This window comes from Dellaglioa sp. CoH-57-MRSF-21 (genome assembly GCF_056781915.1).
Window position 1 is genome coordinate 63,904 of sequence record NZ_JBXAXU010000004.1, and the last position, 22,053, is coordinate 85,956.

The 22,053-nt window shown below is 33.3% G+C and carries 22 protein-coding genes and 1 riboswitch; of the genes, 2 read left to right on the forward strand and 20 right to left on the reverse strand.

Annotated features, from left to right (window positions below; genetic code table 11):
* Position 1: 1 nt before the first annotated feature.
* The 16 genes from AC1RPQ_RS05450 to asnB form a co-directional block, all read right to left on the reverse strand.
* The gene (locus tag AC1RPQ_RS05450) at positions 2-295 is read right to left on the reverse strand and encodes a YggT family protein (protein ID WP_409022375.1); all 294 of its coding nucleotides are present in this window, start codon (positions 293-295) and stop codon (positions 2-4) included.
* A 21-nt stretch (positions 296-316) separates the two neighbouring features.
* Complete coding sequence (locus AC1RPQ_RS05455; RefSeq protein WP_481761683.1) at positions 317-730, reverse strand: cell division protein SepF; 414 nt, start codon at positions 728-730, stop codon at positions 317-319.
* Between the two features lie 32 nt (positions 731-762).
* Entirely contained in the window at positions 763-1,995 is a 1,233-nt protein-coding gene (gene ftsZ, locus AC1RPQ_RS05460) for a cell division protein FtsZ (RefSeq protein ID WP_481761682.1), read from the reverse strand.
* Between the two features lie 17 nt (positions 1,996-2,012).
* Positions 2,013-3,329, reverse strand: coding sequence for a cell division protein FtsA (ftsA, locus tag AC1RPQ_RS05465; RefSeq protein WP_481761681.1), 1,317 nt, complete (start codon positions 3,327-3,329; stop codon positions 2,013-2,015).
* A gap of 120 nt (positions 3,330-3,449) precedes the next feature.
* Positions 3,450-4,298, reverse strand: coding sequence for a cell division protein FtsQ/DivIB (locus AC1RPQ_RS05470; protein ID WP_409022371.1), 849 nt, complete (start codon positions 4,296-4,298; stop codon positions 3,450-3,452).
* Positions 4,299-4,316: 18 nt separating this feature from the next.
* Positions 4,317-5,417, reverse strand: a complete 1,101-nt coding sequence (gene murG / locus AC1RPQ_RS05475) for an undecaprenyldiphospho-muramoylpentapeptide beta-N-acetylglucosaminyltransferase (RefSeq protein ID WP_409022370.1) — start codon at positions 5,415-5,417, stop codon at positions 4,317-4,319.
* Position 5,418: 1 nt separating this feature from the next.
* Positions 5,419-6,795, reverse strand: a complete 1,377-nt coding sequence (murD, locus tag AC1RPQ_RS05480) for a UDP-N-acetylmuramoyl-L-alanine--D-glutamate ligase (RefSeq protein WP_481761680.1) — start codon at positions 6,793-6,795, stop codon at positions 5,419-5,421.
* A 17-nt stretch (positions 6,796-6,812) separates the two neighbouring features.
* Positions 6,813-7,778, reverse strand: a complete 966-nt coding sequence (gene mraY / locus AC1RPQ_RS05485) for a phospho-N-acetylmuramoyl-pentapeptide-transferase (protein ID WP_409022368.1) — start codon at positions 7,776-7,778, stop codon at positions 6,813-6,815.
* A gap of 21 nt (positions 7,779-7,799) precedes the next feature.
* A complete protein-coding gene (locus AC1RPQ_RS05490; protein ID WP_481761679.1) occupies positions 7,800-9,272 on the reverse strand; it encodes a UDP-N-acetylmuramoyl-L-alanyl-D-glutamate--2,6-diaminopimelate ligase in 1,473 nt (490 codons plus the stop codon).
* A gap of 16 nt (positions 9,273-9,288) precedes the next feature.
* Positions 9,289-11,454, reverse strand: coding sequence for a penicillin-binding transpeptidase domain-containing protein (locus AC1RPQ_RS05495; protein ID WP_409022366.1), 2,166 nt, complete (start codon positions 11,452-11,454; stop codon positions 9,289-9,291).
* Entirely contained in the window at positions 11,451-11,819 is a 369-nt protein-coding gene (gene ftsL / locus AC1RPQ_RS05500) for a cell division protein FtsL (RefSeq protein ID WP_481761678.1), read from the reverse strand. Before ftsL ends, AC1RPQ_RS05495 begins: the two co-directional genes overlap by 4 nt.
* A 27-nt stretch (positions 11,820-11,846) precedes the next feature.
* A complete protein-coding gene (gene rsmH / locus AC1RPQ_RS05505) occupies positions 11,847-12,797 on the reverse strand; it encodes a 16S rRNA (cytosine(1402)-N(4))-methyltransferase RsmH (protein WP_481761677.1) in 951 nt (316 codons plus the stop codon).
* Between the two features lie 27 nt (positions 12,798-12,824).
* Complete coding sequence (gene mraZ / locus AC1RPQ_RS05510) at positions 12,825-13,256, reverse strand: division/cell wall cluster transcriptional repressor MraZ (protein WP_481761676.1); 432 nt, start codon at positions 13,254-13,256, stop codon at positions 12,825-12,827.
* 174 nt (positions 13,257-13,430) lie between these two features.
* Positions 13,431-13,799 (reverse strand): DUF3397 family protein, encoded by a 369-nt coding sequence (locus AC1RPQ_RS05515; RefSeq protein ID WP_409022362.1) that lies wholly within the window; start codon positions 13,797-13,799, stop codon positions 13,431-13,433.
* Between the two features lie 12 nt (positions 13,800-13,811).
* Entirely contained in the window at positions 13,812-15,011 is a 1,200-nt protein-coding gene (gene dapG, locus AC1RPQ_RS05520) for an aspartate kinase (RefSeq protein ID WP_481761675.1), read from the reverse strand.
* Between the two features lie 22 nt (positions 15,012-15,033).
* Positions 15,034-16,920 (reverse strand): asparagine synthase (glutamine-hydrolyzing), encoded by a 1,887-nt coding sequence (gene asnB / locus AC1RPQ_RS05525; protein WP_481761723.1) that lies wholly within the window; start codon positions 16,918-16,920, stop codon positions 15,034-15,036.
* Positions 16,921-17,119: 199 nt separating this feature from the next.
* Here asnB and AC1RPQ_RS05530 point away from each other — a divergent pair, with 199 nt between their 5' ends.
* Positions 17,120-18,070 (forward strand): magnesium transporter CorA family protein, encoded by a 951-nt coding sequence (locus AC1RPQ_RS05530; protein ID WP_409022360.1) that lies wholly within the window; start codon positions 17,120-17,122, stop codon positions 18,068-18,070.
* 63 nt (positions 18,071-18,133) lie between these two features.
* Positions 18,134-18,244, forward strand: coding sequence for a DUF4044 domain-containing protein (locus AC1RPQ_RS05535; protein ID WP_409022359.1), 111 nt, complete (start codon positions 18,134-18,136; stop codon positions 18,242-18,244).
* A 97-nt stretch (positions 18,245-18,341) separates the two neighbouring features.
* Here AC1RPQ_RS05535 and thiT read toward each other — a convergent pair whose 3' ends face one another.
* From thiT to AC1RPQ_RS05555, 4 genes are all read right to left on the reverse strand, one after another.
* Positions 18,342-18,896, reverse strand: coding sequence for an energy-coupled thiamine transporter ThiT (gene thiT, locus AC1RPQ_RS05540; protein WP_481761674.1), 555 nt, complete (start codon positions 18,894-18,896; stop codon positions 18,342-18,344).
* 46 nt (positions 18,897-18,942) lie between these two features.
* A riboswitch (TPP riboswitch) is annotated at positions 18,943-19,046 on the reverse strand.
* Positions 19,047-19,098: 52 nt separating this feature from the next.
* Entirely contained in the window at positions 19,099-20,547 is a 1,449-nt protein-coding gene (cls, locus tag AC1RPQ_RS05545) for a cardiolipin synthase (protein ID WP_481761673.1), read from the reverse strand.
* Positions 20,548-20,562: 15 nt separating this feature from the next.
* Complete coding sequence (locus AC1RPQ_RS05550; protein WP_481761672.1) at positions 20,563-21,402, reverse strand: amino acid ABC transporter substrate-binding protein; 840 nt, start codon at positions 21,400-21,402, stop codon at positions 20,563-20,565.
* A gap of 10 nt (positions 21,403-21,412) precedes the next feature.
* Positions 21,413-22,051 (reverse strand): amino acid ABC transporter ATP-binding protein, encoded by a 639-nt coding sequence (locus AC1RPQ_RS05555; RefSeq protein WP_409022355.1) that lies wholly within the window; start codon positions 22,049-22,051, stop codon positions 21,413-21,415.
* Between the last annotated feature and the right edge of the window lie 2 nt (positions 22,052-22,053).

A 22,053-nucleotide genomic window follows, 5' to 3' on the forward strand; every position in this document is an offset into this window, starting at 1 on the left:
ATTAGCCTCCAACATAAAGACGAATCAAAGTAGTCAGAAGTCCCATAACCCCATTTTGGATGAAGCTTAGCGCGATTATCGCAATAATTGGTGAAAAACTAATACCCCCAATTGCCGGGATAAAACGGTCAAAAAATGCAAGGTATGGTTGACAAATTTTACTTAAGAAATGGCCAACCGGCGTATTATAAGCGCCTGGAAACCATGACATTAAAACGTAAATGATAATTGCTAGCTCATAAGCATCAAAAGCCCACGTAATCACTTTAGCTAGAAATGTAATAAACTCAATCATTTGTATACCTCGATTTTTCTTTTATTCGAATTTTTCAAAAATATTATCTGCCATATTTCCTTCAACAGTAAATGAGTTTGGTGTACAAAGAAAAATATTATCGCCAATTCTTTGAATTGTTCCGTTAATAGCAAAAATTGTTCCGGACAAGAAATCAACAATCCGTTTAGATTGAACTTCATCCATTTTTTGAAAATTTACGACGATTGCTTGATTTTGCATTAAATGCGTTGCAATATCCTTAACATCAGAATAAATTCTAGGTTCAAATAAATTAATTTTTTGTGGTTGACTATATTTACCATTTATCGAAACGACTTTATTACTTTGATTCAATGACGAAGTCCGCATAGACTCTTCGGTTTGGTAATCATCATTTTCAAAATCATCTTCTTCAGCTAACCCAAAAAAACGACCAATTTTTTCAAAAGCCATAATATCCGTAACCTCCCCATTGATTCATTTAATTAATCTTTACGTCGTTTTCTGAAAAACGGTGGTGTACTTAAACTATCATCATTATTTGTTGCTAAATCATCAGTTTTGATATCATTCTTAAAGACATCAAAATTTGGTTTTTCAACATTTTCAAATTCTGTTGATTTTTTTTCTTCAGGTTGACTTGATGGGTGCATAATATCCCAATCGTCAAAACGATCTTCTTGCTTTTCAGCTAATGTTGCTTTAGGTGCATCAGTTCTTGGTAATGTTCGTGTACGAACTGTGGCTTTTTTTTCTTCTTTAACATCATCAATACCAGTTGCAATAACTGTTACGACGATTTCATCACCTAGGTCTTCATTAATTGACGTTCCAAAAATAATATTAATTTCATCAGTTGCAGCTTGTGAAATAATTTCAGAAGCTTCTTGCGCTTCGAAAAGACTCATATCAGCACCACCGGTGATATTAAGTAGAACTTGTTTTGCACCATCAATTGAAACTTCGAGTAATGGCGAAGAAATTGCTTTTTTTGTTGCTTCAGCAGTTCTATTTTCACCAGTAGCAGATCCAATTCCCATTAATGCAGTTCCTTGATCAGCCATCACTGTTTTAACATCAGCAAAATCTAAATTAATTAAACCGGGTGATGTAATTAATTCAGAAATACCTTGAACACCTTGACGTAAAACATTATCTGTTTCTTGGAATGCTTCAAGCATCGGTGTCTTCTTGTCAATGATTTCAAGTAAACGGTTATTAGCAATAACAACTAACGTATCAACTTGATCTCTCAGATTAGCTATTCCTTCAGCAGCAAAACGGCTACGTTTAGGTCCTTCAAATGTAAATGGACGTGTTACAATTCCGACTGTTAAAATGCCTTGATCTTTAGCGATTTTAGCTACAACAGGAGCAGCTCCTGTTCCTGTTCCACCACCCATTCCAGCAGTAACGAAAATCATATCAGCGCCATCAATAGCTTCGATAATTGCTTCTTCACTTTCTTGTGCAGCTTTACTACCAATATCTGGAGTTGCACCAGCACCTAATCCACGAGTCAATTTAGGACCCAATTGAATTTTAATTTCTGCCTTTGAGCTTTCCAATGCCTGAACATCAGTATTTAATGCAATAAACTCAACACCTGAAACATTTTCATCAATCATACGATTAACAGCATTACCACCAGCGCCACCGACACCAATTACTTTTATTACTGCGCCTTTATCTTCACTTGAGTCCAAAGAAAATTCCATTACTTACTTCCTCCTATTTAATCGAAAAATTCATTAAAAAAGTTTTTAACTGATTTTAATGGATCCCCTGATGTTTTTGGTTTTCTAGTTTTTTTAACTTTGTTTTTTACTTCTTGCTTCTTAGGTTTTTCGTTGTCTGGTTCAACAATACTATAACTTAATTGATCAATATCAAGTCCCATTGCACTTTTCACTAATAATGTGACTTCATCTTGCTCGACTGCATAATTAATCAATCCTAAGGCTTGTGCAAATGAAGGATAGCGTAATCCCATTTGATCAGGGACGTAGGTTTTAACTTGAACTTGCAAAATTTCTGATGCTAATTCTGTAATTCCTGGTAAAGCTGCAAGACCACCAGTTAAGATAACGCCACCTGGTAATTCTAACGCCTTGATAGCATCTAATGAACTTTTTATTTTATCTAAGATTTGAGAGATTCTTGCTTCAATAATCTCTGCTAAATATTTTTCAGAGATATTGATTGGCTCACTTTGTCCAACAACATCAACTGGGAAAACATCATCTTCTGATGCTAACTCAGAATTAGCAAATCCATAATTGCGTTTCAATTTTTCAGCATTTTCAACAGATGTATTAAGAACCACTGAGATATCTTTCGTGACAAAATCGCCACCCTCTTGGTCCACGTATGTAAATTTCAACTTATGATCATGAATCACTGAAGCAGTCGTTTGACCACCACCGAGATCAATAAGTACAGTACCAAAGTCTCTTTCGCCATCTGACATCGCAACTGATGCAAGTGCTAATGGGTTCACGATTGTTTCTCTGATAGTTAGCCCAGCATTTTCAACACATTTTTTTAAATTATGAATAATTGTTTTTGGGCCAGTATAAACTGATCCATGCATTTCTAATCTCACACCAATCATACCACGAGGATCCTTAATGCCATCAAATCCATCAACTACAAATTCATCAGCAATAATATCAATGATATCTCTTTCTGGTGGTAAATTTTGAACTAATGCTGCACTCGCAACATTCACAACATCTTCATTTGTAATTTCTTTTGATTCATCTGAAACGGCAATCATGCCGTTACAAGGAATAATTTGTAATAAATTAGCAGGAATACCAACATGTACTTCGTGAATCTGAATATTTGCTTTTTCTTCAGCTTGTTTAATAGCTTTTTGTACTGAAATTACAGCCTTATCAATATCGACTACAATTCCCCTATTCAAACCTTGTGAGCGTTCATTACCAATACCAATTACGTTCAATTGACCATTAACGTATTCAGAAACGATAACTTTAATTGATGTCGTACCGATATCTAACCCCACATATATACCTGCGTTACCCATCTGAAAAAGAACCTCCTTACAGCTTGCTTTTAATATTATTTTTTATAAGATATAGTACTCATATTTTACCACATTAAGACCTGATTTAGAAAGGATATCCCATAGGCCATACCAACTTTGTTAACTTTTCTTATTATATGGATAAGAATATGCACCCACTTCTAAATCAACGACACCTTTTTTCTTCATTTTAGATGAGATACTTGGATAGAAAGCCATTTTATCGGCAAAATTATCAATATTAGCAATAATTTTATTTCTGTCATTCATGTATATATATATTCGCTGATTATTCACTTTGGATGGTTGATAATCGATTTCTGATATTCCATTTCTGATTTTCATCGGAATTTTTTTATATTGTTTAACCATTTTTTGCAATATATTTGTTTGATTAAACTTAGAATACGTAGGATAATTCCCCACTGGTTGGTCAAATTTCTTACTTCCAATTGTCCCATTCAAAAATAATTGATAGTATGTTTTATTTTTATAAATATATCCTGCAAGATCATATTCATTAATAGAAAGTTTAACACCATTCCATTTATTATGGCTAACAGTTAGTGACTTCACCTGTGGCAATTCTTTTTTTATATCCTTTAAAATAGCTTTTTTTCTAAAAAACGCGTGGGATAATGGATCATTAATGTGTAAATTACTAGCATTTTCTACTTGTACTTTTGAAACTGTTTTTTCACCTGAAATACTAATATTTTGTATTTTACTTAATGGTGAAATAAAATATAGTGCAATTAAACCAATAATCAGAAACGAACCAATTATAATAATTAATTTTTGTTTTAGGGCATGATGTTGATATTTTTTTAATTTTGGTAATCGGTCACTAATTGTTTTGGGGTTTCCAAAAAAATCGAATCGTTTATTTTTCTTCTTTTTTTTCTCTTGTAAGGCCTCCCAAGGTGTCAATTCAGCTTTTTTTCTTTTTAAGAATTTATTTTTTGACATCTTATTTGGCCTCCTAACTTATTCTTTAATTTTGATTAAATCTTCCATAACCTTAATTAGATTATCTGCAGCATTGGGCACACCCATTTTACGTGAATTATTAGCCATCTGTCTTCTCACATCAGTATTGAGCATCATTTCATCTGAAACCATGACCAATTTTGATCCCGTTAACTTATCCTCAGTAATAAGCTTAGCTGCATTATTATCAACTAGACTCATTGCATTTTTTACTTGATGATTATTTGTAACATAAGGGCTAGGCACCAAAATAGATGGTAATCCAAGTGCAGTTATTTCTGCTATACTTGTTGCACCAGCACGTCCTAAAATGACAGAAATATGGCTTAATAAATTAGGCATATTATTTAAATATGGTTTTATCACAATATTTTTATTTAATTCTATCCCGTTTAAATCATTCATAATTTTATCGTAGTGAACGTTACCTGTAACAAATAAAATTTGATATGGTTTTTTATTTAATTCAGGAATTGCTTCAACCATTGCTTGATTAATTTTCGCAGCTCCTCTTGAACCACCAAAAACTAACATCGTTGGTACATCATCTAATAATCCATATTGCGATAATGCTTCAATTTCTGTTTCATTTACAACCTGTTGTGCGCGGGGATTCCCTGTGAAAACAACTTTTTTCTTAGGAAATTGATCTGCAACTGATTCAAAAGAAATAGCTACTTTATCAACAAAGTGGCTCAAAAATTTATTTGTTACACCTGCAACACTATTTTGTTCATGAACAATAGTTGGAATATGTAATCGAGCAGCAGCATAAACCACTGCACCACATACGTAACCGCCTGTTCCAATAACAATGTCTGGTTTAAATTCTTTAATCATTTTCTTTGCGTCTTTCACACTTTTTAAAAATAGTTGGACTGTCTTAATATTTTCTACTGATAACGATCTTTTAAATCCTTGAATTTTAATTGTTTTAAATGGAATTCCATTATCTGGAACGATTCGGCTCTCAAGTCCTTTTTCAGTCCCAACATATAAAAATTCAGCCGTTGGATCTTTTACTTTTAGCGCTTCAATAAGGGCCAACGCAGGGTAAATATGCCCGCCAGTGCCACCACCAGAAACAATAATTTTCATTTTATTTATCCTCTACTTGCATTAATTTTTCAACCGCTTCAATATATTTGTCACCACGTACTTCAAATGAAGGATATTGATCCCAACTAGCTGCTGCTGGGGATAACAATATAATATCATTGTTATCACTTAATTTATATGCTTCGGGAACAGCTGCAACAACATCAGTGACTTGCTTAATTTGAGTAATACCTGCCGCTTCTCCAGCATTTCGCATTAAATCAGCTGTTTCACCGAAAACAATCATTGCTTTTACATGTGCTTTAAGTACAGGCACCAATTTTTCAAACGTAAATCCTCTATCTAATCCACCAGCTAATAGTATAATTGGATTCGAAAATCCTTTTACAGCCATCTCAGTTGCTTCAATATTAGTTGCCTTTGAATCATTATAGAATTTGCGATTATGCCATGCGCTAACAAACTGTGTACGGTGGCGTACTCCTGTAAATGTCGATAATACTTCTTGAATAGCAGTATTTGTTACACCTTTAATTTTAGCAGTTACGATAGCTGCAAGCGCATTTTCAATATTATGTTCACCAGGAATATTAACTTCATCCGATTTCATAATGAATTCATTCTGATAGTAAATATTTCCGTCTTTTACATAAGCCCCTGTTTCAATTTCATCTAATCTAGAAAATGGCACAATGTTAGCAGAACTTGTTTTAGCTAGTTCACGAAGTTCTTTTAAATCCCAATTGACAACAAGAAAATCACTAGAATCTTGATTTTCAGTTATTCTCATTTTTGCTTTCACATAATTTTCTCGAGTTTTATGGTAATCCGTATGTGCCTCATAAATATTAGTAATAACGGCTATTTCTGGTTTCAATTTATCAATGCCACATAATTGAAAACTTGATAATTCAGCTACAATAATATCATTTTTGGTTACCTTTTTTGCTACGGCAACAGATGGAACACCAATATTTCCAGCGACAAATGCACGTCCTTGCTTTCTTTCTTGATTTAACATCAATGAAATCAGCGTCGTTGTAGTTGTCTTACCATTCGTTCCTGTAACCCCGATCATTGGCGCTTCAGAAATTTCATAAGCAAGCTCTGGTTCTGTAATAATAGGTAAACCTTTTTCCATTGCCTTTTCAATAAGTAAATTTGTATATGGAATTCCAGGGTTTTTTACGACTAACTCAAAATCCTCATCTAGTAAAGAGAGTGGGTGTCCGCCCGTAATCACTTTGATTCCTTCAGCCAAAAGCTCTTTAGCTTCAGGGTTATCATCAATATTTTTATGATCATTCACAGTCACAAATGCGCCTAAATCTTTTAAAAGTTTGGCTGCATTCAAGCCACTCTTTGCTAAACCTACAACTAGAACCTTTTTATTTTGATAATTCGTAATATTTTTCATTCCAATTAAATCTCCCTTTATAAAATGACTAGTAACGTTAAAATCGCAGCAATTAACCCAATAGTCCAAAAGACAATATCAATTTTCCATTCATTCCAACCACTCATTTCAAAATGATGATGAATTGGGCTCATCTTGAATATGCGTTTACCTGTTAATTTAAATGAAGCTACTTGTAAAATAACACTTGCCGTCTCACAAACAAATATAATACCAATAAAAATGAGTGATAGTTCTTGGTGTAATAAAATTGAAACGGTTGCTAATGCACCACCTAATGCTAACGATCCCATATCTCCCATGAAAACTTTAGCTGGTTTATGATTAAACCAAATGAACGCAATTAATGCGCCAATGACAGATAAACAAAAAATAAGTACATCCTTTTGTTGTTGTACTTGCGCAACAACTGCATATGCACCGAATGCAATAATTGATTGACCTGAAACAAGACCGTCAATTCCATCAGTTAAATTAACCGCATTAGAGAATCCAACAAGCCAAATAATAATGAATACAGCATAAAGAATACCGATTGAGACCTCACCAAAACCAAAGACATTAATTGCAAGTGGCAAATGTTCATGGACATAAACGACGGTGAAGATTAATCCACCAACTATTTGACCCAATAATTTTTGCCAAGGCTTTAAACCTTCATTTTGTCGTTTGAATAATTTGATACTGTCATCCCAAAATCCTAAAATAGCATATAAAAATAAGATGAAAATCATAATCATCATCGCTGGTGTCATAGAATTAGCCCATATACCTGTCCAAATTGCAGTAATAATAATAGCAATATTAAAGACAAATCCACCCATTGTTGGTGTACCAGACTTTTTCTCATGCCATTTTGGTCCTTCTTCTCTAATCATTTGCCCTTGTTTACGTATTCTAAAATAGCCAATAAATAATGGCATAAACATAAACGTTAATGCGAATCCACTTACCAACGGTATAAACATTTCTGGTTTAGTCATTGTCTTATCCTCACTCAATTCTTATTTTTTATTTAATGCTCCCGATGCTTCTTCAACATCGTCAAAATGCACTTTTTCTCGACCAAGAATTTGATAATCTTCATGACCTTTACCAGCAATTAAAATAACATCTCCTGGTTGCGCCTTTTTTATTGTTTGAGCAATTGCATCGTGTCGATCCATTATAACAGTTGCTCTATTTTCTGGAATTCCAGTCAGCATGTCTGCCATAATTTCCTTAGGATCTTCAGTTCTAGGATTATCCATAGTAAATACTGGGTAATCACTATGGTCAGCAGCAATTTTTGCCATTTTAGGACGTTTTCCTTTATCACGATCACCACCGCAGCCAACAATGCAATAAATTTTATTTTGTGCAAAATCTTGTATTGTCTCTAAGACATTTAATAACCCATCTGGTGTGTGCGCGTAATCTACAATTACACTGATACCCGTTTTAGAAGGCACTAATTGAAAACGACCTTTAACACCAGTCACTTTTTCAAGTGATTTAATAATTTGTGTTTCATCAAGTCCAGCAGCATATGCGGCACTAAACGCAGCAAGCATATTATAAACATTAAACAAGCCGATTAATTGCATTGTAACATGAGTTGTTTCACCAAAAAGAATTAAATCAAACTCAGTTCCATGACTCTTAATTTCAATATTTTTAGCTTGAATCATGGCATCATCATTTTCGATACCGTAAGATAATATTTGAGCAGAAGTAAACTGAGTAAACGTTCGAGCCACTGGGTCATCAAAATTTAAAACAGCCACTTTTGAGTCGCCTGATTCAGTATAATGATTACCCAACTGAGCAAATAACATACTTTTTGCATGTGCATAATTTTCCATTGTTTTATGAAAATCTAAATGATCTTGTGTCAAATTTGTAAAAACTGCGATATCAAAATCAATACCCCATACACGTCCTAAGACTAACGCATGTGAAGAAACTTCCATTGCAACAGTTTCAACTTTTTCTTGTTTCATTTGTGCTAAAGTTCTTTGCAATGTAATAACATCTGGAGTTGTATTATTCGAAGGATACAGTGTATCATTTATTTTACGATACATTGTACCGATTAAACCTGTTTTTTGATTTAAGTCACGATAAATTTGTTCAATCAAATGTGTAACAGTCGTCTTACCATTTGTACCAGTAACACCAATCATTCTCATCTGCTGACTTGGGACGCCATAAAATGCATCGGCAAGAATTGCCATCGCACGATTTGTATCTTGGACATAAACGACTGGAACAGGTACATCAACTGGTTTACGAGCAATAATAATCTTCGCACCTTTTTCAACCGCTTGATTCACAAAATCATGTCCATCAACTGTATAACCTTCAACAGCAACAAATAGACTATCTTCAACAACTTCTCTTGTATCTTGTGTTAATAGCTTAATATCTAACTCTGAATCAATCGCCGTTGATACTCGTTTAAATTTTAAACTTTGGATTAATTTATCTGCTCTCATATCTATATTCACCTTTTTATTTTAACGTTAATTTCACCATAGTTGATTTTTTAACAACTGTATTCGCCTTAATACTTTGAGCTGCTACATAACCACTACCCGTTGTCGTTAAGTTTAGTTTCATTAATTCTGCAGCATTCACCGCATCACTCTTTGACCAACCGGTTAAATCAGGCATAATCATTTCACCATTTGTTAATAACAATATTTTACGTCCGGATAATACAGTCGTTCCAGCAGGTGGATACTGATTAGCTACCGTTCTGCCATGTCCGATAACTGCAATATCTAGATTTTGTTCGTTTAATTTTGTTTTAGCTGATGAAGTTGAACTATTTGTAACGTCTGCTACTGTTACATTAGTCTTTGCAGTTGATACCGCTGTTGAACTGTCTTCTTCTAAAGTCCTCTTCATCAATGGATTAAATATTTGTGCCAAAATAGCATTACCACTGGTACCTTGCATATTTTGTGGTTGTTTCATCGTTACATACATAATATATTTTGGATCTTTGGCCGGCGCCATACCTACAACTGAAAAGACATAATTTGCATCACCCGTTAGATATCCAGTTCCATTTGGATCCGAAATTTGGGCAGTTCCTGTTTTTGCAGCTATCTTGTAACCATCAATTTTAAAGGCATTACCGGTCCCATAATTTTTGTAGATAACATCTTGCATCATGCTTAATACTTCTTTAGACGTTGATTTTTTAATAACTTGTCCTAAATTTGTTGTTTTAGCTTGATACGTTGTTTTTCCAGTATTAGGATCTACAATTTTATCCACAAGCGTTGGTTTGATCATCTTACCGTTGTTTGCAAATGCCGTAAAACCTTGCATCATTTGCATAGTTGTCACATTTATTCCTTGACCAAAAGCTGTATCTGCTTGTTCAATTGGGTATTGAAATTCAATACTACCTTTTGCTTCATTAGCTAATCCCAGATTTGTACTTTCCAGGAAACCAAATTTTTTAATATATTTAAGCCAAGCAGTATGCCCCATCGCTTGTTCCAACTTAGCCATACCAACATTACTTGAACGAGCGAAACCTTCACGATAAGTGATTAAACCCCAACCAGATGTATTCCAATCAGGAACAATCTTAGTTCCCACTTTTAAAACACCTGATTTATAGACGGCATTCTCATTGTAGGCATTATTTTCAATAGCAGCTGCCATTGTAAATACTTTCATAGTCGAGCCAGGTTCATAACTATCTTCAATTAGCGTATTACGCCACATCTTTGAAATACCACTTTTGGTATCTGCATTAAATGTAGGCCGTTGACTTCCTGCCAAAATTTTTCCATTTTTAGCATTCATTATAACAACATTCATTGATTTAGGATTATATGTTTTTTGTACGTTAGTTAGAGTTGTTTCAAGATACGTTTGTAATTTTGTATCAATGGTTGTATAAATATTATTTCCATTTTCAACTTTTTTTGTTTTTGTCTTTGAGTTTGGTAGTTGGTAACCATAACTATCTTTTTGGACCTTTTTTAACCCGTCTGTTCCACTTAATTGTTTATTAAATGCTAATTCTAGTCCCATTACACCAGATAAAGTTGAATCACCTTTTTTTGAAGTGCTTTTTGTCACACCAATTAAATGTGATGCAAAAACACCATTTGGATATAATCTTGCTTGTGTTTCAGTGAAATAAATACCTTTTAAATCTGCTGATTCTATCTTGTTTTTTGTTTCCAAAGATAAGTTTTTACCAGAATTACCAAATTCAACTTGGTAAGTTCCTTTTTTTGCATTCAAAATATTGTAAACTTTAGATTCTTTCATTCCAATCGCATCACTAATAACTTTTGCAGCTTTACTCTTATCAGTAACGTATAACGCTTTGTTATTTGCACCAACATATGATTTTGATAGAACTGCATAAATTGAGTAGTTTGTTGTATCTTCAGCAATCGGTTGATTTGAATCATCATAAATGGTTCCTCTATTTGCTTTATCAATTCGACTATTTTCATAAAGTGCCTGTGTTTGGCTACTTAAATTAACATCTGAAACTTTTCCACCTATTACAATATAAGAAAAACGAATGATAAACATCAAAAGAATCGCTAAAACGGCCAGGATTAGTAGCACACCAAACCTTTGCCTATTTCTACGTTTCTTTTTCATGTCATTTATCATCCGTTGCTTTTGATTATTCATTTCGTTACATTCCTTATTCTACTCTCACTTAAATTAAGACCATTTTTATTAGCGATACTATTTAATCGATCATTACTGGCAAGTTCGTTCACTTCTTGTGTCAAATCAGAACTCTTAGTTTGAATAGCTGTTATTTCGCTGTTAATATTTTGTAAAAATTGACTACTATTAGACAACTCTACCTGAGATGAAACTAGCATAAGCATAAGTACCAAAGAAATTGCACCAATTAAACCAAATAATGATTTTTCAATTCTAGAAAATGCAACACTTTGTGATCCCACTGTTTTTTTATGTATAGGTTGTTGTCTTGGATTTTCTTTATATTCTCTTGGCATTTGTCGTGCTGTGCTATTTTGTGCCATGATATGTAACCCCTTTATTATAAAATATTATTTTTTCAATCGTTTTATAATTCTCAATTTTGCTGAATGTGCACGCCTATTATTCTGTAATTCTAATTCTGATGGTAAAATTGGCTTTTTATTAACTAGTGCATAATTTGGCTGAATATTATCTGGAATTACAGGTAAACCCGGTGGTAACTCTGGTAAACTTGTTCGTTCCTTAAACATCGTTTTGACCAATCTATCTTCTAATGACTGAAATGTAATAACGCTAACTTGCCCCTTAACATTAATTAAATCAATTGCTTGCTCTAATGAATCTTCTAAAACACCCAATTCATCATTAACCGCAATTCGAATAGCTTGAAAAACTTTTTTAGCAGGGTGCCCACCTGTTCGTCTTGCACGAGCCGGAATACCCATTTTAATTAATTCAACTAATTGACTAGTTGTAACAATTTCTTCATTTTCTCTAGCATTTTCAATCTGACGAGCAATTGACTTTGCAAATTTTTCTTCACCATATCTAAAAAAGATTCTAATAAGTTCTTGATATGTCCAATTATTAACAATCTCTTTAGCTGTTAATTCTGCACTTAAATCCATCCTCATATCTAACGGCGCATCGTGCTGATAACTGAAGCCTCGTTCTGCGACATCAAATTGTGGGGATGATACACCTAAGTCATAGAGTACACCATCTACTTCCGTGACATTAAGTTCCAGTAACGCGGCTTTTAAATCTTTAAAATTGCGTTTAATAAACGTAACTTGTCCATTTTCTATGTATTTTTTTAAATGCCCTTCATTATAAGTAATCGCTGTTTGATCTTGGTCAAAAGCATATAAATGTCCCTCCGTACTTAGTTGAGACAGGATTAGGGCACTATGTCCACCGCCACCCAAAGTACAATCAACATATATACCATCTGGTTTAATAGCCAACCCATCTACTGCTTCATTTAGTAGTACTGTTTCATGTTCAAATGTCGTCATAGTTTTATCCCCTTTCATACGTGTTATTTAAAATCCAAAATCAATCATATTTTCTGCAATTTCATCAAAATTTTCTGATGCACTCTCTGAAAAACTATTCCATCGATCTTCACTCCATACTTCGAATCTGTTTGAAACACCTACTAGCACACATTTTTTTTCTAAATCAGCATGTGTTCTTAAAGGAACTGGAATATTAATACGGCCTTGTTTATCAAATTCACATTCTGTAGCTGCAGAATATAAAAATCTTACAAAAGCCCGTGAATCTTTTTTTGTTAAAGGGAGTGTTTTAAGCTTTTCTTCTAGGAGTGTCCACTCTGTTTGTGTATATCCGAATAAACAACCATCCATACCTCGAGTAATAACAAATTTCTCACCTAATTCCTCACGAAATTTAGCTGGAATAATTAATCTACCTTTAGTATCTAAAGTGTGTTTAAATTCGCCCATAAACATTGTGTACAGCCCCCCTTCATAGTAACTATTTAAATTTTACCACAATGCCCCACATTCCACCACTGAATTCCCCAATATTATGATTTTAAATGATAATATACAAAAAAACACTCAATCCTTTTTAGATTAAGTGTTTTTTACATTACTTATAATTAAAAATGTAGGACGATATCCTTAAAATAGTACTAAAAAGAGAAGCATTAAGAGGTACCATCCAAGCATATAAATATCAGTAATTTTCCAAATGGTCTTGAAAAATTTTGCATAAATTAATTCTCCATCTCGATACGCATACATAAGCGCACTAGCAATACCAATTAAGCACCAAGAAAATATTATAAATGGTGTAATCGATAAATTAAACTCTCGTACTGATAAAATATGTGTCAATAAAAGAAGTAATGGTGGTAAAAAATCAATGATTTGCAACCGTTTAGGCCAATTTTTACGTAAAATACGTTTAAGTAAAGTTAAAATTAGAATATATCCAAATATTAAAATTATCGACCCATACCAAGTTCCAAAAAATGGTAAAAGTTTCATAAATTACCCCTTTTAGATACTGCTTAAAAAGACATCATGTAATGCATTAACAGCAGTTTTTAAATCGTCCTGTTGAACTAAAATCCAAATTGTCGTATAACTATCAGTTGTTTGAAGAATATTAATATCCTTCTCAGCTAGTGCTGTTACAATTTTGGCCGTAACACCTGGTGTTCCAGTCATCCCCGCTCCCACAATTGAAACTTTCGCACAGTTTGGAAGCACTGAGACATCAATTCCAGCATCTACTAAAAGTTGTTTAGCTTTTTTTTCATCATCATTGAACAAATTAAAGAGGACTTTGCCAGGTGAGATATTAATAAAATCAACGCTCAAATTATTATTGGACATCAAATTAAAAACATCTTTTGGAGCATGATTAACTGTTTTAATTGTAAATTGACTGAGTCCAGTCACATGAGCAATACCAGTTACACTACGATAATGCTTTACACCTAAGTTTCGGTCGGTCACAAGGGTTCCCATCTCTTCAGGACTTTGCCAAGTTGAGCGAATCCGAACTGGAACATGGGCTTGTTGCGCAATTTCCACTGCACGAGGATGGATAACTTTCGCACCTTCATGAGCCATATTTGCAACTTCTTCATAACTGACTGTTTCTAGAAATTTTGCCTTTGTAACTAATCTAGGATCGGCAGTCATCATCCCTGACACGTCAGTAAAAATATCGACACGTTCAGCATCTAATGCTGCTCCAAGTAATGCAGCTGTCGTATCACTTCCACCACGCCCAATAGTCGTCGTTTGACCTTTACTTGTAGCACCTTGGAACCCAGTCACAACTAAAACATCAGCATCTTTAAATGCCTCATCAATTAAATCAGTATTAATGTTAATTACTTTAGCATTCTGAAATTCATCAGTTGTTTCAACTCCAGCATCCTGCCCTGTTAAAGCAGCAGCTTTAATGCCTTCCTTATTCAATAATTCAGAAAAAACTGCGGCAGAAATAGTTTCACCAACAGAAACAATCATATCAAGTTCTCTATTAGAAAGTAATGATTGCTCTCCATCGACAAGTCCTAATAATGAATCAGTTGCATAAGGTGCACCTTTACGCCCAATTGCTGAAACAACGACAACGACTTGATACCCTTTATCAACTGAATATTTTACGTGTTTTAAAGCTGCTCGTCTCGACTCATCGTCTTGAACCGATGTGCCACCAAACTTCTGAACCATAATTGTCATTATTTTGAACTCCCACTATTTATTATTTAGCTTTTTCTGTTACTGTTTTACTATCTTCTAATATGTCACTTTCAATGTAAATACGATGCCATACCATAAATGTTAAGACAGTCCATATTTTTCTGGAGTTATCTCTAACACCAGCACGATGTTCATCCAATAAATCTATGAAATATTGTTTGTTAAAAAATTCATCTGTTTGAGAATCATTAATAATTTGTTTAGCCCAGTCATACATTTCGTCTTTTAACCAAAAACGAATAGGCACAGGGAAACCTAATTTTTTACGATTTAAAACATGGTCAGGAACGATACCTTCAGCAGCTTTGCGTAAAGCATACTTGGTTGTTCCATGTGCAATTCTCAAATCTGCAGGCACTTCAGAAGCAACTGCAAAAACTTCTTTATCCAAAAATGGTGTTCTCAATTCTATGCTGTGTGCCATTGTTGTACGATCGGCATTATGCAATAAATCTCCATTTAACCATGTATGCATATCAATAAATTGCATTTGATCTATTTTATTGTAATCTTTTGATGCATTATAATATTGGCCAGTAATACTTTGGAATGGATGATTTTTATTATAGTCTTTAAAGAATGCTTCTTTTTCTTTTTCATTAAAAATAAAAGCATTACCAACGTAACGATCCTCCATTGGTGTCGTGCCTCGAAGAAGGAAACTTTGTCCACGCATCCCTTTAGGCATCATTTGAGCAATTTTATTCAACGCACCATTAATTGGTTTAGTGTATTTAAATCCTTTTAATGATTCAGGTTCATGATAAATAGTGTAACCACCAAATAGTTCATCAGCACCTTCACCCGTCAATGCAACTTTAACACGTTTTCTGGCCTCTTTAGCAAGGAAATATTGAGGCACAGCAGCCGGATCAGCCAAGGGATCATCCATATTCCAAATAAAATGTGGAAAAGCCTTCATAAATGCTTCAGCCGTAATAACAGAACTAAAATTAGCGACATTTAATTTTTCTGCGGTTTCTTGCGCAACATCTATTTCACTATAGCCTTCACGTTCAAATCCAACTGAAATTGTTTCTAATTTTGGATTTAATTCTTTAGCAATAGCAACAATAATAGACGAATCAATTCCACCAGATAAGAATGAACCAACTGGTACATCGGCACGCATATGCTTATCAACTGAATCAATTAAGACGTCTTTAATACGTTTAATATATGTCTCTTCTGGACGAACTACTGGATGAAATTCGGCAGAAAAATATCGTGTAATGACTGGCTTCTCGCCTAATTTTTTCGTTAAATAATGTCCAGGTTGTAACATATCAATTTCTTTAGTTAACGTTTCTGGTTCTGGTACAAATTGGAATGTCATATAATCTTGAAGTGCATCTTTATCAAATGTCTTATTTTTTAAAACTTTATAAATAGCTTTACTTTCCGAACCATAATAAAAATTGTCATCTGCTATAGCGTAATAAAATGGTTTAATCCCAAATTGATCACGGGCAGCAAAAAGTGTTTTTTCTTGCGTATCCCAGATAACAAATCCAAACATTCCGCGGAATTGCTTAACAGCTTCTGCACCGTACTTAGCATACATACCTAAAATGACTTCTGAATCAGAATCTGTTTTAAATTCATAACCATCAGCAACTAATGCTTCACGTAGTTCAATATAATTATAGATTTCACCGTTGAAAGTTAACCAGTAACGTTCATTTTCATATGAAAGTGGTTGGTGTCCGCCTTCTAAATCAATAATACTTAATCTTCTAAATCCCATTGTTATATCATCATCACTAAAATAACCTGAATCATCAGGACCACGGTGAACAATCATTTTTGTCATATTATGAACAATTTTATCGTAATCATCATTGGTATTTTTTTGTCTGTCGCTCAATACACCTGCAAATCCACACATATTTTCATCCCTCATTTTCATAAAAATCAATGTCTTATATTATAGATGATTCTACCATATATTTCAATTTAGGTTACAGTTATGTTTACTATTATAGCGTATTTGAACTAATCTTAACAACTAGATGTCTGAATTAACGAAAGCTTAAAAAATTTGGTATACTATGTATTATGTTATTCGAATAAAGGGGACTTTGATATTGATAGAATATTATACATCAACTGAGTTAGGTACAATTCAAAAAATAAAAGAATACAGTAAATCATGTTGGATTAACGTTACAAATCCTTCTGAAATAGAAATAAATGAACTTATTAAAAAGTATGCTATACCACGAGACTATATGACCGCTATTTCAGATGATCAAGAAAATTCAAGAACTGAAGGATTGTCTCAAAATATTGTTCCTGACTTAGTCTTAATGCAGTACCCTCATCGCATTAGAAACTCGCTAGGCTACTTAGAATACCAAACGTTTCCTTTTTCAATTATCTTAGCAGATGATGCAATAATTACAGTCTCAAATAGTGAACCAGATTTTATCAGTAAATTTATCGCGGATAGTCCAATTCATCAAATTAAAACGATAACATCGGATCAATTCACTTTGAAATTACTTTGGTATCTATCACAAAGTTTTGTCGTTGCGTTAAAATCTATCATTCAAGAAACCGAAAATTTAGAAAAATCACTTGCTAAAGCAACTAAAAATGAGCAATATTATCAAATGATGTCAATGCAAAAAAGTTTAGTTTATTTTGATGCTGCTTTAAAGAAAAATAATCCAGTACTTCAATCTATGGTTGACTCAAATGAGCATTTCAAACAAAAGGCAACTGATGATTTACTCACAGATGTTTTAATCGAGAACCAACAAGCCGAAACAATGACAAGCATTCAAACTAAAATATTAGAGAATTATGGTGAAATGGTTTCATCAGTTATTTCAAACAATTTAAATATTATCATGAAGGTCTTAACGTCGATGACGATTATTTTAACGATACCAACAATCGTTGGCGGTATGTTCGGCATGAACGTATCCCTTCCTGGTGCAGACACTCATTTTTCATTCTGGTGGTTACAATTAATCACGTTAATAATTTGTTTATTAACTGCTTATTATTTAAAGAAAAATGACTACTTTTAAGTTGACATTTTACTTATAAAAAAGTTATAGTTACACTATTAGATTTGAGAGGGTGGGTAAAACATGAAGAAAAAGAAATCTACATTCCAAAAAATCACAATGTTTGTCGTGTGGTTAATGATTCTTGTAACAGTCGGTGGTGTCGTTTTAACCGCAGTTATGTCAATCGCTTAATTTAAAAATAAAAATTTTAAAGGTTCCCAGCTTAATTAGCTAGGAACCTTTTTTATAAAAAAAGGCGGATTATTATATCCGTCTTTTTCTGTCTATTCTATTTAGCTAGGAAGATTCCTGGACTTTTTTTAAGTATGATACTAAGTATCAAGGTAGCAATAATCATGTTAATAATCATACTCCCACCATTGACAACTGCTGAGTACACAACTGGAGAAAGCCCCCATTGAACATATTTTGACCAAAAAATGATACCAGCCATAAAATGAGCACTGTATTTTAGAAATACAGCTATTAAAATCGCAAAAGTCAGTGATTGTATGGCACCACGCATATTTTTAGTACGCAACTGACTTAAAAAACGAGCAGAGAATAACCCAGAAAATCCTAGTACCAAATTAGCAACTGGATACTCTAAGATAGCCTGAACCGGCGTTAATACAAACGCAGTTCCAATTAAAATAGGTAATATACCATATAGTAACCCAATAATTAATCCCATTTTTAATCCGCGTCGTAAACTGTATACCACAATAGGTAACACACCTAGTGCAATATCAATATTTGGCGGATTAGGAACAAATGATAGCGCCATTGCTAAAGCGGCCATAACGACCCCTTCTAGTAATATCAATAATTTTTTTCTTTCCAACAAAAAAACCTCCTTTGACTTAGTAAACCAAGCACAAAGAAGGTGTTAATCTTCTACACACAATTCCTACGTTTGCATTAACAAACAGGTTCCAAGGGTCTGAATTTCTTCACTCTCAGCCAAAATTAATCGGCTCCCCTTTGTGTTGGTCTCCGATTAATAATATCGCATACATCCTGAAAAACGTCAAGCGTTTCCATTCCTATAATATCGGTGAAAGAAGTCTTGAAAACTGTTGCTTAAATTTCAACCAATGTGATTGATCATTAAAATACCTTTTCGTTAAAAGACTACTTTGTTCCATATCAGTTTCAAAAATTGTTTTAAGTGTGCTTGCCACACCTACATCATAAATAAATGCATTCGCTTCAAAGTTTAACTTAAAACTTCTAAAATCAAAATTAGCTGAACCAACGGATGCAACCATTTCATCAATTACAACTGTTTTAGCGTGTAAAAATCCATTGTTGTATTGATAAATTTCTACACCAATATTCGTTAGATCTTTCGCATAATACTGTGTAGCACGATAAACAAAGGCATGATCTGGCATACAAGGAATCATAATTCTAACCTGAACGCCTGAAGATACCGCAATATCTAACGCTTCTATAACAGAATCATCTGGAATTAAATAAGGTGTTTGAATATAAATATATTTTTTAGCTGAATTAATTAACTTAATATAACCTTTTTTTATTTGTTCAATTTCTGAATCAGGTCCACTAGAAACAATTTGCATGTTAACTTTACCTTTTGTAACAGTTTGTGGAAAATAACTTGACTGGTAATTAATCTGATTATTTCTCGCAGTTGCATTCCAATCCATAATGAACCTACTTTGTAGTGATCCGACAGCGTTTCCAAATACGCGAATATGTGTATCTCGCCAGTTACCAAATTTCTCACTTTCACCTAGATACTGATCACCGACATTGAATCCACCGATGTAACCGATTTTACCATCAATAACGACAATCTTTCTATGATCTCTAAAGTTCAAACGAAGATTTGAAAATGAAAAATGTGAACCCAGAAAGGCTTCTGCTTTACCGCCCAATTCCTCAAGATGTTTGAAGAATTTTTTAGTAGTTCCCTTTGATCCCAATGCATCATAGATGATTCTAACTTCAAGACCTTCATTTGCTTTCATTTCAAGTAACGTCAATAGTTCATTTCCAATATGCCCATCTTCGAATGCATAATACTCAACATGGATATGGTGTTTAGCTTTACGAATGTCTTGAAATAACGTCTTAAACTTATCATGCCCATCAATAAATAACTGAACCTCATTCTTCTTAGTTAAAATAGATTTCTCTATTTCTAAAAACATATGCATGATTTCGTTTACATCATCAGTATATTTACCGCTTGTTGTTAATTCTCCTCTGGCCCATTCTTCTTTTTGTTGATCTACTAATTGGTCAACACCCATACGACCCTGTGTTTTAATATCAAATATTTTTTCTTTTGAAATTTTCTTACCAAAAAAAAGATAAATTAAAAATCCAAAAATAGGTATACCTATCAAGACAAGAAGCCATGCCCATGTTGCAGCAATATCACGTTTTTCTCTAAAGACGGTCACAATTGCCGCTAACAAGTTCAATAAAAAAACAAGTAGCACACCAATATTTACATATGTCATATAGTCCCTCCAAAATTAATTATTTTGAATATTATTATTTTCACCAAACCATTTTTGATTTAATTCTTTTAGATAACCTTTGTTTTGCAACTCTGTTATTGCCCTATTAATTTTTAATTGCATTGTTGTATCAGATTTTCGCATACCTACCGCAAAATCTTCAGTTTTAAAATTACCATTTATCACGTTATATGCATTTGAATTCGACTGATGCTTAATAAAGTAGTTCGCATAGACATCATCAATTAAAAGTCCTTGAATTCTATCTGCATTTAAATCGATAAAAGCATTATCAAATGAATCATATTGAACAGGTTCTTTATCTTTAATATTATCTTTTAAAATATCTGGATGCAAATTTAAGCTATCAAATCCAGCTGAACCACTTTGAACACCTAAAATTTTTTGTTTCATATCAGAAAAAGAATTAATTTCACTTGATTTTTTTGTTACTAATACTTGCTTGTTCGTTAAATATGTACGACTGAAAGCAACATTCTTAGCACGTGCAGTTGTTTTTGTATACCCATTCCAGATTAAATCAATTGTCCCATTTTTTAATTCCGTTTCTTTCATAGACCAATCAATTGTTTGGAAATCAACTTGAATATCATATTTTTCAAAAACTTTTTTTGCTAAATCAACATCATATCCTACTAAACTACCATCTTTTTGTCTGAATGTCATTGGCACAAAACTATCATCAATTCCGATAACAACGGTACCCTTTTTTTGAATTGATTTCCAACTATCAACCGAATTCATTGATTGGCTACTATTGCTACAGCCAGCTAATCCTATAAACATCATCATAAATAATATTGTAAAAACAATTTTTTTTTCTAATTGATTCATTTATTATCCTCTAATCTTCTAGCGGCTTAACTTTTAATAATTTATCCGCAATATTTTCAGCAAATGGTACATCATGTGTCACTATTATTTGAGTCATTCCGTCTACTTTCAACGATAATATTAAATTCTCTACTTCCTGGCGTAGTGCTGGATCAAGTGCTGAAGTTGGTTCATCATAACACAAGATTTTAGGATTCATCGCTAATGCACGTGCAATTGCAACTCGTTGTTTCTGCCCACCTGAAAGTTGGTAAGGATATAAATGCCCTTTATTTCCGAGAGATAAGCGATCTAATAATTTTTGTGCTTCTTCCTCGGCCTGGACTTTATTACGATTTAAAACTAATTTTGGAGCTAACGTTATATTATCTAACACTGAAAGATGAGGGAATAATTGAAATTCCTGGAATACTACCCCAATAACACTTTCGTTCGTATTATTACGATATGGATCAAATGGTGAGGCATCAATTAGAATATCTCCAGAATCAATTGATTCTAACCCACTAATACATCTCAATAAAGTCGTTTTTCCACCACCAGATGGACCAACAATACTAACAATTTCACCATCATTAACTGTTAAATTAATATCATCTAAAATTAATCGTTTTCCATAATACTTTTTAATATTTTTTAACTCTAGCATAG